This window comes from Zunongwangia sp. (genome assembly GCF_048269745.1).
GTDB lineage: Bacteria > Bacteroidota > Bacteroidia > Flavobacteriales > Flavobacteriaceae > Zunongwangia.
The window spans coordinates 1-18,521 of sequence record NZ_JBLXIB010000002.1; the positions used below are offsets into that span (position 1 = coordinate 1).

Sequence of the window (18,521 nt, forward strand, 5' to 3'; positions counted from 1 at the left end):
TAACAACACTACTCTCTCAATGAACTTAAACAACCTCGCTAAAAACCTTAGCGGGTGCAAATATAAACCCTTTTTCTCCCTAAACAATACTTTTTTGTAAGTACTTGTAATTTTACTGAAAATCGATAATTCACCCCCTTTTTGTAGAGTTTTCATGAAAAAAGATCCCAAATCCAGTAAATACAGAAGCCTTAATCTTAATATTATAATAACTATTTATTAAATAAATGTAAAATTTATAGAAAAAAGTTCCATACTAACCCAAATCGTATTAAAAAATCACCATGTGGATAGCCCCGTGATACAAAATCTGTGTTCTGTGTTAAAAGATAATTGATGTTCTCTAATTTTAAAAATAATCGAGCTTGATCTACTTTACCATTAAAAAAGAAGTCTAAAGTAGGGTAACCACCATACTCATTATCATTTTGCACATAGAATTCCGCTAAAACAGGATCATATGCATTCATATTATAAGAAGAAAAATAGTTTAGTGTAAAACCAGTTTGTAAATATAGTGCTTTATCAAACCAATAATCTTTATAATAAAAACTGTTTCGAGTTATGAATTCAGGTAAATTAAGATATTGATCGCCATCGGTTACTTTTTGATATAGTAACGTATTGTCTAACGCAAACAAACCAAAATTAAATTCTCGATGTGCTTTGATTTTAAACATACGAACATCTCCGCTAGCCTGAAATGGCTTCACTGAAACACTATCTAATTTCTGAAAGTATGCATAATTCTGGACTTGCGTAAGTTCTCCTTGTATATCAGCGATTTTAGAAGCTTTTAAATTAGCATATAAAGTTTGAGAGTTTTCATTTTTGAAATCATTATTCCAATTGTAATTAATATAATCACTTTGATAAAGTAAAAGATTTAAATTTGGTTTCCTACTATTTTGTTTTATCCCGAATTGGATGCTATTATTCGGATTTAGTTTATAACCGGCTTCTGCTAAAATATGATTTCCGTGTAAACGATCTGCAAAACTAAAAGTTACATCTCCATGTATATTAAACCCACCAATAGTATTATCGTATGTTCCACCGCTCCTTATAATATCATCTGAAAGTTTTGAAGGCACCATTCCTTCTTCACCAATAAAAACAGAATTATACTCATATTGGAAATTACTATACCCTAAATGCCCACTAACTTTACCTAAAGTTTTATTATCGAAATGTACAGAAACCTTATTATCTAAATTTTTATACCTAACTATATCTTTAAGGTTATTAGTTTCGAATGAATTACCAAACAATCTATTTTCAGCATTATCTTGCTGATACTGAAATTTCTTATAACTATAATTAAAAACGTGTTTGAAATAAACCTTATTTAAAGAATCAGATGGTTTAGAAAAAAGATAGTCGTGATTTAAATAAAATCGCTTACCATATAATGTACTTTCAGCATTTTCAAAATTAATATCAAGAACAGTCCGATCATCAAATTCATCGCTTCCGCTTTTAAATTGATTGATCGCATTATCTGTTAATCCTCCATTTTCTTCATTCATTAAATCTTGACTAACAAAATGAGATTTTGCATGATACCGCTTATTTTTACTTGTATAATTAAAACCAAATCTAAAATTCCCTGAACTTGTTAATATATGCGGATATTTACCTAAAGCCCGAACTCCTTTATAAGCTATACTAATATTAAGTTGTGGTGATAAATTGGTAGTAAAAAAAGCATCTAATTGTTGACCTTGCTCTGGAACGGTTTTAAAATATAATTCAGTTGTTGGAGTAGGAACATTATAATAATAAATATCGGAAGCCTCCATGAAATTGAAATGCCTAGCTTGAGCGCCAAATTCAGGAAGTATTAATTCAAAATCTCTATCTGTAGTTAAACTATTATAGGTTTGCCCAGTATTTGAAAATGGCAACAACCCAAAAAGATCTTTTCTAAGGTAATTGAATTTGTAATCTTTTTGTATTGTTAAAGAAGTATCTATATATGTTGTATCATTTTTATAAGAAATAATCTTATATAAATCTATAGTAGGTTGCTTTGTGGTATCTTTTTCTTTTCGTAAGCTTTCACGTTGTAACGATTCAGGATTTTCTTCATTTTGTTGCGCCCAACTAGAAAAATGAGTTACTAAAATTATAAATACTACTAGGTATATTTTCATCTTCAACATTTATGTCACAAAAGTATAAAAATAACGCTATTAGTAAGCTAATGGTATAAAACAAAAAAACCACCCATTTTGGGTGGTTTTTAATTCAGAGTTAAATTTATTCATTAATCATTTTGAGCCTAACGTAAAATTCATCTCCATATTTACTACCTGTTATAGTTAGTTCAGGTTGAATTAATATTGGAGATATATCCATTATTCTTTCACAAGAATTAATTATCTCTCCAGATCCTGCTAGTTTATAATCAGGTTGAGGCTTTCCGTTATAAGTTGTAGACACATAATATTGTTCAGATATACTTACTTTAAAAGTTTCCAAATTAATGTCTAACTTAACTGGAGCTTCCGCAATAATTGGTTCTCCCCAATAATCATCTAACCATCCATACAAAATCCCTCCTTTCATCATTAAATCTCCATCTTTCATATAAGTTTCAAATTCAGTAGCATACCCCCAGGCATCTACTCCTTGCCATTTTCCAACTAGATCAGTTAATTCAATTGAACATCTTCTAAAAAGTTCAACTTTAAGTTTTCCATTCTCAATTACTTCGCTTTCTTCATTTTCTATATCTACGATCTGCAAAACTAAATTAGTACTTCCACTTTCTGGGAGGGCATCAAAATTCCCACTAATTTCTAGATTACCAGAATAAGAATTGGCTGGAATAATCAAATTACCTAAATTGAATTGTGAATTAATAGCTGTAGATACAGTATCTATAGCTACATTTACAACTCTATCAACACTAGACTTATTACTTACCGTTACTTCTACATTTACTGCACCCCCTCCTTCAGGAGTAGCCAAAGTAAGATTATTATTAGAGAATTGAACCAATGTAGGATAGTCATCACCAATAGTTGGAATATCGTTATCTTCACAAGAAGTAACTATCAAAACCCCAATTATAAAAATGTATATTCTTTTTAATTTATTCATAATTCCTTTTTAAAAATTAATAATCTGGATTTTGCTCCATATTAGGATTTGCATTTATTTCATCTTGTGGAATAGGAAATTGAAACCTAAAATTATTAGCAGGTAATGATAACTTTTCTGGAGGTGTCCCTGTTCCATCAATAATATCACCATTATTAGATCTTTCTACAGGCAGGCCTAATCTTTTTAAATCAAAAAATCTATGTCCTTCAAAAGCTAATTCTATTCTACGCTGTCTTAATATTTCTTCAAGAAGAGCACTTCCTATTTCTCCTCCTGTATAGCTAGATAATCTAGCATCTCTTAAAGCATTTAAAGTAACCAAAGCATCAGCTTCTTGACCTAAACGGTATTGTGCCTCTGCTTTATTCAGGATAACCTCTGCTACTCTAAGAACTTTAGTATCAACTCTACCATTTACCTGACCAGGCTCTCCTAAAAATTTACCAATTGCATTGTAATTATTACCAGATATAGTTCCTACATAAGTTAAAATGTTTTTACGAACATCATTCTCACTTATACTATTTACAAACTCAAAATCTCCAACATATTCCGATCTAGTGTTAGGAGGTGTTGTTTGGCTATAAATAACGCCTACATTATTAAAATTAGACTCTGAACTAGTATTAACTGACCATTCTATCAATATTCCTGCATTTGTAACATCCTGATAGACATCTGATAATTCATCTGCAGAAGCTATTGATTTGTTAACCTTATCTGCTACCTCTACCACTTTTCCATACTCTCCATTATAAAGATACACCCTAGACAAAATTCCGTTTATAGCATCTTTATCCAATCTACCTTCACCATTATCATCACCTATTAACTCAACCGCCCTTTCTAAATCTCCTATTATTTCTTGATAATTACTTTCTACAGTTTCTCTACTTGGATTAGCAAACGGATCATCAACATCTCCATCCTCAACTTTCATGTACACTATTCCTAAAGACTTTGATGCATTGGAATCTTGAGTAGGTATCTGTGCATATAACCTAACAAGATCAAAATGAGCTATTGCTCTACCAGCTAAAGCTTGTCCTAAAATATTATCTCTTTCTTCTCCTTCTGGTAAATTATCAATTTGACTTATGACTAAATTAGATGCTGAAACTGCTTCGTATGCACTACTCCAAAAAAGAGCTACTGCACCTTGAGTCGTAGGTACATATTTCCAATCATAAATGGTTTCATTGGAACGTCTACCTGTAGTAGCTAAAATAACATTATCAGATAAGATATCTGGTATACCCTGATAACCAGACTCATCAGAATAATATTCGAAAAATTGGCTGTACATTCCGTCTAATCCGTTTTGAAAAGATTGTAGACTATTAAAAAAAGTATCTGGATTTCCTTCTGTAAAAGGTTCAAGATCATTGATCTCATCATCACAACCTAATATTGAAATAGTTGCAATTAATAATATAATATATTTATATGCTTTCATAAGTTTCTTCAATTAAAATGAAATTTCTATACCGGCAGTGTAAGTTTTCAATTGGGGATAGCTATACAAAGAATAGTTACCTGAAACAAAGCCATCATCATCAGGACCTGCTGTTTCTTCGGAACCAATACCTATCTCTGGATCACCTGTATAGTTAGTAAATGTAAGTAAGTTTTGACCTGTAGCGAATATTCTTAAAGAATTTAATCCTATAGAACTTGAAATTTTACTCGGTAAAGTATAATCAATAGTCAAATTTCTTAGACGTAAATAATCTCCACTCTCCAGAAATCTAGTTGTAGTTTGATCAGCATTTGCCTGATAAATTGGATTAGGATATACGTTTCGGTCTCCAGGCTCTTTCCAATAATTAAAAGCATCTACATATTTATTAGATGTAATACCACTTATAGAAAGCCCATCTTGCTTTTGATAATTTAAAATATAATTTCCTTTCTTAAATACAAAATCACTTCTTAAGCCAAATCCATGAAATTTAAAGCTGGTATAAAAACCACCTTCAAAATCTGCTTGTGGAGACTTTCCTTTTAAAAGGACTGAATTAGAATCACTAAACTCACTAGTTATATTTCCTTCTTTATCTAAAAATAAAGGTTGCCCATTTGAAGGGTTAACTCCTGCATATCTTGGCAAATAAAAAGAATTGATTTTTTCTCCTTCCCTCAAAATTACGCTTCCATTAATAATATCATTTCCATTTGTTAGCGCTTTAACTTCATTATCTAAAAAAGCAGCATTACCTCCAATACTCCATCTAATTTTTTCATTTCTAATCAAATTTACATTTAAAGAAATTTCAAAACCACTATTTTCTATTTCACCTATATTACTCAAAATTGAATTATCCTCATCTCCTATAGTTTGAGAAATAGGCCTTTCTAACAATAAATCTTTTGAATTTTTCTTATAATAATCAAAAACTCCAGAAATCATATTATCGAATAATGAATACTCTATCCCAACATCTAATAATGCTTGAGACTCCCATTGAATATCAGGATTTCCTATACCTTGAGGTCTCGCAGCTGTATTACCATTATATGTATCAAATTCTAACAGACTTAAATAGTTAAATTCACCTATATTCTGATTTCCTGAAGTACCATAAGAAGCTCTTAATTTCAAATCATCAACAAATGAATTCTTTAAGAAATTCTCTTCAGCTATATTCCATGCTGCACTTCCACTATAGAAGTAACCGTACTTATTGTCCGGTCCAAATCTTGAAGAACCATCTCTTCTTATTGATCCTGATAAAATATATTTCCGATCATAATTATAATCTAAAAACAAACCTTGTGAAAAAAGTCTATTCCTTTCTTCTCCTGAACCTACCCTCGTTGGCTTTGCAGCTACATCTTGATAAGGTATATCTGGAGAAGGATAACCACTACTTGTCGCAAATAAATCTGTATATATTCTTTCGTTATACTCTAATAAGAAGCTAGCAGAAAAATTATGATATTCACCAAATGTATCTGTATAGTTAAAAATGTTATTTACATTATACTGAAAATCTAATTCATAATTATCTGTTTGATCTCCAGGAAAGTTAGCATCTCCCACAATAGAATTAAGCACTCCACCTGATATTGATCGAGTAGTCCTATTATATCTATTTGAGTTACCTCCAACAGTAAATTTATTTGAAAACTTCTCACCAAATTTAAAATCTGCATACAAACTACCTAATAACAAAAAATTTCTTATACTTTCCGGCTCAGTTTGTAGAGCTAACGCGATTGGAAATCCCTGACTAGTAGGATTATAAATTGGAGACCCATCACTTTCTCTCTTAATATCTCCATTATCATCTCTTGAGTATAATGGCTCATAAGGATTGTAACTATACATAGCCACAAAAGGGTTTTGCACATTATTTCTATCCCTAGGCAAATCAGTTGTGTTTCTAGAAACAGAAACATTAGCGCCTACTTCTAACCATTTTTTTGCTTGATAAGTAGTGTTTAATCTAGCAGAAACCCTTTCATATCCATCTATTCTATCGATAATCCCTGTGTTCTTATCATAACCTAAAGACAAATAATATGTTAATCTATCATCAGCTCCCGAGATTGATAATGAATTTGATTGAACATAGGAATCACGAAGTAATTCTTTTTGCCAGTTTGTATTATATGACTTTAAAAGCTCTAGCTGCTCTGGGCTCGCTACTGCTCCTGGTAATGCAGAGGCATCACTAACCCCCAATTCCGCATACTGCCGCTCTAATTCTAATTTTTGAGACGCATTCATCATATCAAAATTGATATCATCAATTTTAGAAGCAGAACCTATTGAAGAACGTATTACTATTCTAGCATCGCCAGATTTTCCTTTCTTTGTAGTTATTACAACGACACCATTAGCACCTCTTGAACCATACAAGGAAGCTGTTGCAGCATCTTTTAATATTGAAAAGCTTTCAATATCATTTGGATTTATATTATTTACAAAATCAGAATCTACAGGTGTACCATCTACTACATACAAAGGAGTTGTACCAGCATTTACTGAACCTATACCACGAATCTGAACAAAAGCAGTTTGCCCTGGACGACCATTTGCTGAAGTTACTTGCACACCTGCCGCCTTACCTTGCAAAACATTATCTAAACTTGTAGAAGGTACAAAATTTTCAATCTCTTCAGAACTAATGTTTGAAACAGCCGAAGTAGAAAGTTCTTTAGATCTAGAACCGTAACCTGTAACAACCACCTCATCCAAAGCTGCTGCATCTACAGAAAGTGTTACATTTATAGATGTTGAATTAACTGTCTTTTGCTGAGTTGCAAAACCAACATAACTAAAAGTTAATACCGATCCCTGTTCTACAGCGATACTATATTTACCATCAAAATCTGTTTGCACACCATTATTAGTGCCTTTTTCTATAACATTAACTCCAGGGAGTGGTAATCCCTCTTCATCAGTAACAATACCTGTAACTGTTCTTTGTTGCGCAAAACTCATCTGCACAACAAACAGCAACATAAATGTTAAAAAACTAAGTAATTTTTTTGTCATTTGTTTATTAATTTGAATTAGCTAAATTCAAAAATCTTAATAATTACTTAATAAAAAAAATTTAAATTTAAAAATAGTTATAAAGATTAACAATATTATTGAATTAACAACTTACATAGTGATACAAAGAGAAATATTAAATTATCGTTAAATAAAACTCTAATTTAGTATTAATTCATAAAAAAAGCCCAAATCAATAATTGATATGGGCTTTTATAAAATTCACTATCAAGCACTTACCTACTAACTAGAATAGCCTGGATTTTGTTCCATATTAGGATTAATATCCATTTCACGTTGTGGAATAGGAAAAGCCAATTCATAAGCTTCTCCATATTTTAGAATTTTGTCTTCACTATTATCAGCTTCCGGATTTACTTTTGTTGCTGATCCATCGGGGCTCCAGACAGGAATATCTTGCTTTGTACGTAACATATCAAAAAAGCGTTGTCCTTCAAAAAACAATTCTTTTTTTCTTTGTTCTAAAACATCATCAATAGTAACTGATGTATAAGCATCTAATCCTCTATTGGTTACAATTTTATTCACATCTCCTAAAGCTTCTGCTGAATTTTTACCTAATCTTAAATTTGCTTCAGCTCTGGTTAATAAAACTTCTTCATAGCGTAATATTTTAATACTATTATCACCATTTATAGAAGGATATTTATTTTCTACATTAAATGTTGTATCTTTTTTTGTTGCATGTTTAACAATGATTTCAGATCGAATATCATTTTTATCAAAAGCATCTCTTAACTGCGATAAAGGATGAATATCTCCATAACCATTATTAGAGTACATATAAGCAATAGATGTAGTTCCTAAACGAGCTTGATTTCCTATCGCCAATTCAAATAAAGAATTTGGATTAGAAAGATCCTGACTAAAAGAATTAATATATTGTTCTTTACTAGCTACAGAATATGAACCTGAATTTATAATATCTGAAGTATACTCGTAAGCTTTTTCTAGACTTTGATTAGAACCTTCGTATAAATAATATCGAGAAGCTAAACCTTTAGCTGAATAACTATTAATTAAATCTTTAGTTCCTGGGTTATTAATACCGCTTTCTTCAAGCAAACGTATTCCTTCTTCAAAATCTGCAGCTATTTGTGCATGTGTTTCTTGTACTGTAGCTCTTGCCGGTTTAACTGAAGGATCATAATCTAACACTAAAGAAACACCAAGATCACCACCAATATTTTCTTGACCATATAATTTTAAAAGATCGAAAAACACCATACCTCTTAACACATAAGCTTGAGCTTTAGTATTTTTTATTTCATCTTCTCTTTCAGAGTTTGTATAATCAGAATTAATTATAGTATTTAGTTCTCCTATTATCTTATACATTTGAGTAAAAGTATCGGTAGCATAAGCATTTGTAGTTACCATATTATAATATGCCTGACCACGGAATCTTCCAGAACTTCCGTCGTTATAAGCAATATCACCTCTTACTGTTCCATAAATAATCATATCTCTACCATAATAAGTAGCATCTGTAGCATCTATCAAAGCTCCATACAATAACGCATTTAAATCATTAGCAGAAGAAATTTCTTGAGGTGCTGTAGAAAACTGTTCGTTCTCTAAAAAGTCATCCCCACAAGACGAAGCAAGAACAATTATTAATAGTACTGATATATTTTTTAGTAATCTTTTCATTATAGTTTTTTTTAAAATGATACCTTAACTCCCATTGTGTAACTTTTAAGAGCCGGCAAATCTAGGTTGATTATTCCACTAGCTCTTGTTTCAGGATCCCATTTTAAATCGTCATCAAATTTATGGGTGTAAATATTGGTTCCTCTAACATAAACCATAAAGGAATTAAATAAATCGCCGTTCAACACATTTGCTAAATCATAACCAATTTGTAAGTTACTTAATCTTATAAAATCACCATCATAAAGGTACCGTGTAGATGTTGCATTATTTTTGTTAGTTGTATTATATATAGTACGAGGATTTTTAGCCATATCTCCAGGTTTTTGCCATCTATCTAAATTACTAGCATAACCTGGATAATTAAAATCATTAACTCCTCCACTTTGTAAATAACTTGCCCAACTATCATATACTTTATAATCTAGTGCGAAAGTGAATAAACTTTGCAATGTAATTCCTTTATAACTGAATGAGTTATTAAAGCCTCCTGTATAATTTGGTAACGAATTTCCTTGAATAGCTCGTTTAGCATCGCTATAATTACTAGTAGTTTCTCCACCTTTACCATTTACATACCAAAGTGGATTTCCGTTTGCTGGGTCTACTCCTGCCCATTTTCTCATGTAATAAGTATTAATACTTTCACCTTCTCGAAGTATTTTAGTACCACTTATCACATCATTTTCCACTAAACTTAGTAATTCATTTTGCACATAAGATAGATTGATTCTGGTATTCCATTTAAAATCATTATCAAAAACCTGAGCACCCAAACTTGCTTCAAAACCGCGATTTTCTAGAGAACCAGCATTTATAAATTTACTTACTTCTACAGAACCATCATCTAATTTAATATTTGCTCCACTAGTTAATGACAATGGAATAGCATATAATAAATCTTCCGTTTTCTTAACAAAGTAGTCAAAACTACCTGTTATCTTATTGTTAAAAAACCCAAAATCTAGACCTACATTAAAAGGCTTATTTTTCTCCCAACTCAAATTCGGATTAGCAACTCCTCCCAAGTACAATGGGATTCGGCCATTATATTGACCTCCAAATTTAAAATATGACAAACTAGAAGTAGATCCAATAGAGGCATTCCCAACTTCACCATAACTAGAACGAAGTTTGAATTTACTAATCTCAGTATCTCTTAAAAAGTTTTCTTTAGCAATATCCCATGCCACACTTACTGAGTAAAAATCTCCCCATTTATTATTTTTAGCAAAATTTGAATTTCCTTCTCGTCGATATGATGCATCGAAGAAATATTTATTATCATAATCATAAGTAAGATTAATCAAATATGCTGCATTAGTATACTGGCTTCTTGAGCCCCCTGCTTCTAAATTATTCGACCCTACAGATACAGATGTAAGTCCTTCTTTCCCAAAACCTTCTGCTGCAGAAGAAACATCTCTATACTGATTCTTTTGGGCTTCTTGTACTAAAAGAACATTAAAGTTATTATTGTCTGCAATTGTAAAATCGTACGATAATGTATTTTGAAATACATAGTTAAAAACACGAGTATCGTAAGCATATGATCTACCTTGAACAGAAAATGCATCACCATGATTTGGGTTTTGGTATTCATCTTCTTCAATAACTGTATTATCTAATGATAAACGAGAAGTATACGTTAAATGATCAGTAATATCGTAAGAAAAATTTGTGATACTTTGAAGTTTTAATGTTTTTGCCTTTGAAAAATCATTCTCCAACAACATTGGAACATTATAAAGCCCGTTTGACAATCTAGGATTACTTAAATCGGCGCCTATATAGAATGAACCATCATTGTTACGAATCGGATCAGATGGACGAGCAAAATACTTTGCTAACATAGGGTTTGAAAAGCCACCTCCATTTGCTAAAGATTTCATGTTTGAAAAACTAGCACTAAGGTTTTGACCGATACTAATTTTATCACTCAACTTATAATCGACCTTAACACGACCTGAAGTTCTGTTAAAAAATGAATTTTTAATAATACTTTCTTGGTCGAAATATCCTATAGACGAGTAATATTTTAAACGATCGCTACCTCCGTTTACGGAAAAGTTAGCCTGCTGTTGCATAGCAGAACCTCTTTCAACTGCATCTGCCCAATCGCTATTAACGCCATTTGGATTTATTTTTTCTTGTACATAATTAGAATACTTATCTCCCATAGCATTAACTAGACCTTCATTTACTATTTCAGCCCATTGTGATGAATTTAATGTACTAGGCCCATTTACTGCTTTTTCATTAAATCCAGTCTCTAAACTTAAATTAAATTTAGGAGCTCCGGATTTTCCTTGTTTAGTTGTAATCAGAATTGCTCCATTTGCAGCTCTTGCCCCATAAAGTGCAGTAGCCGATGCGTCTTTTAAAATAGAAATAGATTCAATATCATTATTATTAATACTAGAAAGAACATCTCCACTAGTACTATTTCGGGTATAATCTCCAGAAATTACAGGAACACCATCTATTACATATAGCGGACTTGTTCCAGCATTTAATGAACTAATACCTCTAATTTGTACAGAAGATTTTCCACCTGGCTGTCCACTGCCTCCAGTTACAACCACCCCGGTAGAATTACCTTTTAACATATCATTTACTGAAGCTATTGGCCGATCCTCTATAGCTTTAGCTGTAACTACCGATGCTGCACTGGTTTCTTTTACAGTTTTCTTTTTACCGTATCCGGTTACCACTACTTCATCTAAAGCAGCTGCATCTACTTCCATCGTAATATCGATAGTTGATTGATTTGCTACTTTAACATCTTTGGTTGCAAAACCAATATAACTAAACGAAATAGTAGCGCCTTCGGCTATGCTAATCGAATAATTACCATCAAAATCGGTTTGAACACCGTTACTCGTTCCTTTCTCTATTACGTTTACCCCAGGCAAAGGCATTCCTTGCTCATCGGTAATCGTTCCACTTACAGTATTGTCTTGCGCAAGTAATGAATGCACTACAAATAGTAAGAAAAGTGTTAGAATTTTACCCAAATTGTTCTTCATTATTCATTAATTTGTATTAAGATGTCAAATTTGATTATAATTCAAAAGCAAACATTGAATTTTAAGTAATAGTTTTCAACAAAAAACAGTAAAAAACGTTATAGTTTAACGTTTTAGCATAAAATAAAATTATATGTTATTAACTCATTTTAAGGATTGTATTGAGTGTGGAACCGATGAAGCCGGAAGAGGTTGTATTGCCGGTCCTGTTACAGCTGCTGCAGTAATTTTACCTAAAAAATTTAAAAATGAGATTTTAAGAGATTCAAAAAAACTAACTCATAGCAAGCGTACAGTTTTACGTAAAATTTTAGAAGTTGAATCGTTATCTTATGGAGTTACGCATATTTTTATGGAGACTATCGATGAAATTAACATCCTAAATTCATCGATTTTGGCTATGCATAAATCTATAGAGAAACTTTCTGCTAAACCTGAACATATTATTGTAGATGGCAATCGTTTTAAACCCTATAAAAAAATTCCGTATGAGTGCATTATTAAAGGAGATGATAAATATTTAAGCATAGCTGCGGCATCTATTTTAGCAAAAACGTATCGAGATGAATATATGGAAAAAATTCATGAAGAATTCCCGATGTATAATTGGAAAAAAAATAAAGGTTATCCTACCAAAGAACATCGAGAAGCTATTCGCGAATTTGGAATCACTAAATACCACCGAAAAAGTTTTAAATTATTACCGGAACAGCTTAGCATTGAATTTTAGCTATAAAAAGCTTCAAAATTTTCTTTAAAATAGACTAAAAATTTTCTTTTAACCTCATCCATATCAACAATAGCTTTACCTAATTCAACATTTAAAGAAGTTACTGCCTTTTCTTTTATTCCGCAGGGAACTATATTATCGAAATACCCCAAATCAGCATTTACATTTAATGCTAAACCATGCATTGTTACCCAACGGCTGGCACGAACACCCATTGCACAAATTTTTCTAGCAAATGGAGTTCCTACATCCAACCAAACACCAGTTTCGCCGTTACTTCGCTCTGCTTTAATTTCGTAATCTTGTAAAACACGAATTACCGTTTCTTCTAATAAACGAAGGTATTTATGGATATCGGTAAAAAAGTTATCTAAGTCTAAAATGGGATATACTACAAGTTGTCCGGGACCATGGTAGGTTATATCTCCGCCTCTATTTATTTTATAAAAAGTAGCGCCTTTTTCTTGAAGTTGCTTTTCATTAATTAAAAGATTAGAAATATCTCCACTCTTTCCTAACGTATAAACATGCGGATGCTCTACAGTAAGTAAATAATTTTTGGTCGCAGTAAATTCAGCTTCTCTTCTATTTTTCACTTTTGTATCAAGAATTTCCTTAAAAAGTTGTTCCTGATATTGCCAAGTATCTTTATAATCTTTCAGTCCTAATTCTTGAACCTCTATAGTTTTGTTTTTCACAACTTCTCCCATCATCTATTCGGATTATTTATAATTATAAGTGCAGCGATTACTCCAGGAACCCATCCTAAAAGAGTTAATAGAAATACGATAATGACAGAACCACATCCTTTATCAATTACTGCTAATGGCGGAAAAAAAATTGACAATAATACTCGCCAAATACTCATAGTTTCAATTTAATTTTCGAAAAACAAAGATAGAATTTAAACTTCAAAATAGCAGCTAATATTAACTATAACATTGGTTGGTAGTTTGATTGTCATTATATTTGCAGTTCTTCTAAAAAAGAAGAGGCTAAAAATTAAAATTACATCATGCAGCTATCTGAACAGGAAGTTATACGGAGAGAAAAACTGGCTACATTACGAGAAAAAGGTATTAATCCTTATCCAGCCAATTTATTTCCATTAGATCACACTTCTACCGATATTAAGAATAATTTCGAAGAAGGTAAAAAAGTAGTTATCGCAGGACGCCTTATGTCCCGAAGAATCCAGGGAAAAGCATCTTTTGCCGAATTACAGGATTCTAAAGGTAAAATTCAAGTTTACTTTAATCGTGACGAAATTTGCACCGGCGAAGATAAGAGCAAATATAATGATGTATATAAAAAGCTCTTGGATATTGGAGATTTTATAGGTATTCAGGGAGAATTATTTAAAACACAGGTTGGCGAAATGACCGTGATGGTCAAAGATTTTGAACTTTTAAGTAAGTCAATTCGCCCATTACCATTACCAAAAACCGATAAAGAAGGAAATACTTATGACGGCTTTACCGATCCCGAGCATCGTTACCGCCAACGTTATGCCGATCTTGCCGTTAATCCAAAAGTGAAAGAAATTTTTGTTAAGCGTACTAAGCTATTTAGTGCGATGCGTAATTTCTTTAACGAATCTGGCTATTTTGAAGTTGAAACTCCAATTCTTCAGTCCATACCGGGTGGTGCTGCAGCTCGTCCTTTCATAACACATCACAATGCGCTAGACATTCCATTATACTTAAGAATTGCTAACGAGCTTTACCTAAAGCGATTGATTGTTGGTGGTTTCGACGGAGTTTACGAGTTTTCTAAAAACTTCAGAAATGAAGGAATGGACAGAACCCACAATCCGGAATTTACCGCTATGGAAATTTATGTAGCCTACAAAGACTACAACTGGATGATGGATTTTACTGAAAAACTGTTGGAACATTGCGCCATGGCGGTTAATGGAACTACAGAAGCTACCTTCGGAAAGCATAAGGTAGATTTTAAAGCACCATACAAGCGTGTTACCATGACAGATGCTATTATCGAATTTACAGGATTTGATATTACCGGTAAATCTGAAGCAGAATTATTCGAAGCTGCGAAAGAAATGGGTATTGAGGTTGATGAAACCATGGGGAAAGGAAAACTTATCGATGAGATCTTTGGTGAAAAATGTGAAGGAAATTATATCCAACCAACCTTTATTACCGATTATCCAAAAGAAATGAGTCCGCTTTGTAAAACACATCGTGAAAACCCGGAATTAACCGAGCGTTTCGAGCTTATGGTTTGTGGTAAAGAAATTGCCAACGCATACTCAGAGCTTAACGATCCTATCGATCAGCGTGAGCGTTTTGAAGAACAATTACGATTGGCGGAAAAAGGAGATGATGAAGCTACCGAGTTTATAGATCAGGATTTCCTTAGAGCTTTAGAATATGGTATGCCTCCAACATCTGGATTAGGAATTGGGATGGATCGTTTAATTATGTTCTTAACCAATAATCAATCTATTCAGGAAGTATTATTTTTCCCGCAAATGAAGCCAGAGAAAAAACAGGTAGAACTTTCCGAAGAAGAAAAAGCCGTTTATCAATTACTTAAAGATGATGAAAACCATGATATGAACCTCATCAAAGAAAAATCTGGATTAAGTAATAAAAAATGGGATAAAGCTTTAAAATCATTGAGGAAGCATAAAATGATTGAAGTTTTTAAAGAAGGTGACGAAATGAAAATTAAAGTTTCTTAATTAAATTCTCTCGATTAAAATTACAAGAAGGTCACATTTAAATGTGGCCTTTTTTTGTATCACAAATCTGAAAGTCTTCAATTTATCTTAACTTATTTTTAAACCTTTTTAAATAATTAAAGTCAAACAATCAAAATTGGATATTTCAGAGTTTCTTTTCCTGAAAACAATCCAATTTCAGTAAACCAAAAATTATTTATGACAAACAAACTACCAATCAGGATTTGTGCGGTGGGGCTTTCTTTCTTAATGGCTTCTTGTGCCGTTTTTCAGAATAAAAAGAAAGATCAGGCCGCCAGTGCAAAAAAAGAAGAATCAAAAGACGGATTAAAACCTTACGCAAAAGTTATCACAAAAGATGCAAAATCAGACGAAGGTCTTTTTACCGTTCATAAAGTAAAAAACAAATATTTCTACGAAATTCCGGATAGTCTTTTTAATCGTGAAATGCTTACAGTTACCCGAATTGCCAAAACAGCTTCCGGTATCGGTTTTGGTGGTGGTAAACAAAACACTCAGGTGCACCGCTGGCAAAAGAAAGGTGATCAGGTTTTATTACGAGTAGTTTCTCACGACATCTACGCAGCAGATTCGCTTCCTGTTCATGAAGCGGTGGTAAACTCTAATTTCGAGCCGATTTTAAGCTCTTTTGATATTGAAACTGTTGGTAAAGATTCTATAAACAAATCTACCGTTATCGAAGTTACCGATCTTTACAAAAAAGATGTTCAGGCTTTAGGTTTAGGCGATCGTTACCGTAAACAATACAAAGTTTCCAGATTAGATGATAGTCGTTCTTTTATTGATACTATTAGAAGTTACCCTGAAAATATCGAAGTTCGACACATTAAAACATATAATGCCGGTAATCCTCCATCCAATTCAACTACCGGATCTATCTCTTTAGAGTTTAGTAACTCTATGATTCTTTTACCAAAAGAACCAATGGAGCGTCGCTATTTTGATGAGCGTGTAGGATGGTTTACAACTAGCCAAACCGATTATGGCCTCGATGCTCAGAAAAGTAAAACTGTCGAATATCTTGACCGTTGGCGATTAGAGGTGAAGGATGAAGACATGGAGAAATTTAAAAACGGTGAGTTGGTTGAACCTAAAAAGCAAATCGTTTATTACATAGACCGTGCAACGCCAAAAAAATGGGTTCCTTATATTAAACAAGGTATCGAGGATTGGCAGGTCGCTTTTGAAGAAGCTGGTTTCAAAAATGCAATCATCGCAAAAGAAGCACCAACTCTAGAAGAAGATCCTGATTGGAGCCCAGAAGATGTTCGTTATTCAACCGTTCGTTATCTGGCTTCACCGATTCCTAACGCAAATGGACCTCACGTAAGTGACCCACGTTCGGGAGAGATCTTAGAATCAGACATTAACTGGTACCACAATGTAATGACTTTATTACGTAACTGGTATTTTGTTCAAACAGCTGCAATTAATGAAGAAGCACGTGGTGTAGCATTTAAAGATGAGATCATGGGACGTTTAATTCGTTTTGTTTCTTCTCACGAAGTTGGTCACACTTTAGGTCTTCCACACAATATGGGTAGTAGCCCGGCTTATGCAGTAGAAGATTTACGCGATCCTGAATTTACTGCAAAATACGGAACTGCACCATCGATTATGGATTATGCACGTTTCAACTATGTAGCGCAACCGGGCGATGGTGATGTTGCTTTAATGCCAAATATAGGACCTTACGATAAATACTCAATTATGTGGGGTTATAAGCCAATCCCAGGTAAAAAAGGAAAAGAAGAAAAACCTGTTTTAGATGAATGGATTATAGAGCACGCAGGTGATCCTTTATATCGCTTCGGAAGTCAACAAAGTGGCGGAGTAATCGATCCTTCTTCACAAACTGAAGATCTTGGTGACGATGCCATGCTTGCCAGTGAATATGGAATCAAAAACCTGAAACGAATAGTACCAAAATTAATCGAGTGGACAGCTGAAGATGGAAAAGACTACGAGGATTTAGACGATCTTTACGGGCAAGTGCTAGCACAACTTAATCGCTACATGGGCCACGTGGCTGCAAATATTGGCGGAATCTATGAAAATTCTAAAACCTACGACCAAGAAGGTGCCGTTTATACCCACGTAGATAAAGAAAAACAGGAAAGAGCAATGGATTTCTTACAGGAACAATTATTTGAAACTCCAAATTGGTTAATCGATCAGGACATTTTTAATAAAATTGAATTCGACGGAAATATCGAAAGAATTAGAAGTATGCAAAGCAATACGCTTTCTAATGTATTAGATTTCGGAAGAATGCAACGTCTATTAGAAAACGAAGAAATTAATGGTAAAGAAGCTTACACGCTTCTAGAAATGATGGACGATTTACGTAAAGGGATTTGGAGTGAACTTAATTCTGGTCAAAAAATTGACAGATACCGCAGAAATCTTCAAAGAGCATATATCGAACGTTTAGGGCATTTAATGACAGAGGATCAGGAAGCAATACCTAGCGCTTACCGCCGTTGGATTAGCAGAACCAATGTAAATGTAGCGCAAAGTGATATTCGCCCAATCGTAAGAGGTGAATTACAAACTTTACAGCGACAAATAAGAAACTCAATGTACCGCTCAGGAGATACTTTAACAAGATATCACCTTCAGGATGCATCTGAAAGAATAGATCAAATCCTTAATCCTAACGACTAAGTCTATCCCAATAGACCTAATTTGATTTATTAGTTTGAGAACCTGTCTCCCCCACGAGGCAGGTTTTTTATTTTTCAT

General features: G+C 32.9%; 11 protein-coding genes. 3 read left to right on the forward strand and 8 right to left on the reverse strand.

The window, feature by feature from the left end:
* Positions 1 to 236: 236 nt before the first annotated feature.
* The 6 genes from ACN0WI_RS02825 to ACN0WI_RS02850 all read right to left on the reverse strand — a co-directional run bounded on the left by ACN0WI_RS02825 (position 237) and on the right by ACN0WI_RS02850 (position 12,318).
* Positions 237 to 2,156 (reverse strand): putative porin, encoded by a 1,920-nt coding sequence (locus tag ACN0WI_RS02825; RefSeq protein WP_417885106.1) that lies wholly within the window; start codon positions 2,154 to 2,156, stop codon positions 237 to 239.
* Between the two features lie 106 nt (positions 2,157 to 2,262).
* Complete coding sequence (locus ACN0WI_RS02830; RefSeq protein ID WP_417885107.1) at positions 2,263 to 3,108, reverse strand: hypothetical protein; 846 nt, start codon at positions 3,106 to 3,108, stop codon at positions 2,263 to 2,265.
* 16 nt (positions 3,109 to 3,124) lie between these two features.
* On the reverse strand, positions 3,125 to 4,567 hold the full coding sequence (locus ACN0WI_RS02835) for a RagB/SusD family nutrient uptake outer membrane protein (protein WP_417885108.1): 1,443 nt from the start codon (positions 4,565 to 4,567) through the stop codon (positions 3,125 to 3,127).
* Between the two features lie 12 nt (positions 4,568 to 4,579).
* Positions 4,580 to 7,615 carry a SusC/RagA family TonB-linked outer membrane protein gene (locus ACN0WI_RS02840; protein ID WP_417885109.1) on the reverse strand — a complete coding sequence of 1,012 codons (3,036 nt, stop codon included), beginning with the start codon at positions 7,613 to 7,615 and terminating at the stop codon, positions 4,580 to 4,582.
* A 243-nt stretch (positions 7,616 to 7,858) separates the two neighbouring features.
* Positions 7,859 to 9,289, reverse strand: coding sequence for a RagB/SusD family nutrient uptake outer membrane protein (locus ACN0WI_RS02845; RefSeq protein ID WP_417885110.1), 1,431 nt, complete (start codon positions 9,287 to 9,289; stop codon positions 7,859 to 7,861).
* 11 nt (positions 9,290 to 9,300) lie between these two features.
* The gene (locus ACN0WI_RS02850) at positions 9,301 to 12,318 is read right to left on the reverse strand and encodes a SusC/RagA family TonB-linked outer membrane protein (protein ID WP_417885111.1); all 3,018 of its coding nucleotides are present in this window, start codon (positions 12,316 to 12,318) and stop codon (positions 9,301 to 9,303) included.
* Positions 12,319 to 12,451: 133 nt separating this feature from the next.
* On the opposite strand from ACN0WI_RS02850, the gene ACN0WI_RS02855 reads away from it, so the two are divergent.
* Positions 12,452 to 13,048, forward strand: a complete 597-nt coding sequence (locus ACN0WI_RS02855; RefSeq protein ID WP_417885112.1) for a ribonuclease HII — start codon at positions 12,452 to 12,454, stop codon at positions 13,046 to 13,048.
* Here ACN0WI_RS02855 and lipB read toward each other — a convergent pair.
* Together lipB and ACN0WI_RS02865 are read right to left on the reverse strand one after the other, a co-directional pair.
* Positions 13,045 to 13,758, reverse strand: coding sequence for a lipoyl(octanoyl) transferase LipB (gene lipB, locus ACN0WI_RS02860; protein ID WP_417885499.1), 714 nt, complete (start codon positions 13,756 to 13,758; stop codon positions 13,045 to 13,047). The genes ACN0WI_RS02855 and lipB overlap by 4 nt on opposite strands.
* On the reverse strand, positions 13,758 to 13,916 hold the full coding sequence (locus ACN0WI_RS02865; protein ID WP_417885113.1) for a YqaE/Pmp3 family membrane protein: 159 nt from the start codon (positions 13,914 to 13,916) through the stop codon (positions 13,758 to 13,760). Before ACN0WI_RS02865 ends, lipB begins: the two co-directional genes overlap by 1 nt.
* Before the next feature lie 147 nt (positions 13,917 to 14,063).
* Between ACN0WI_RS02865 and lysS the strand changes: the two genes are divergently transcribed.
* Together lysS and ACN0WI_RS02875 are read left to right on the forward strand one after the other, a co-directional pair.
* Complete coding sequence (lysS, locus tag ACN0WI_RS02870; RefSeq protein ID WP_417885114.1) at positions 14,064 to 15,755, forward strand: lysine--tRNA ligase; 1,692 nt, start codon at positions 14,064 to 14,066, stop codon at positions 15,753 to 15,755.
* Between the two features lie 198 nt (positions 15,756 to 15,953).
* Positions 15,954 to 18,443 carry a zinc-dependent metalloprotease gene (locus ACN0WI_RS02875; protein WP_417885115.1) on the forward strand — a complete coding sequence of 830 codons (2,490 nt, stop codon included), beginning with the start codon at positions 15,954 to 15,956 and terminating at the stop codon, positions 18,441 to 18,443.
* Positions 18,444 to 18,521 lie beyond the last annotated feature (78 nt).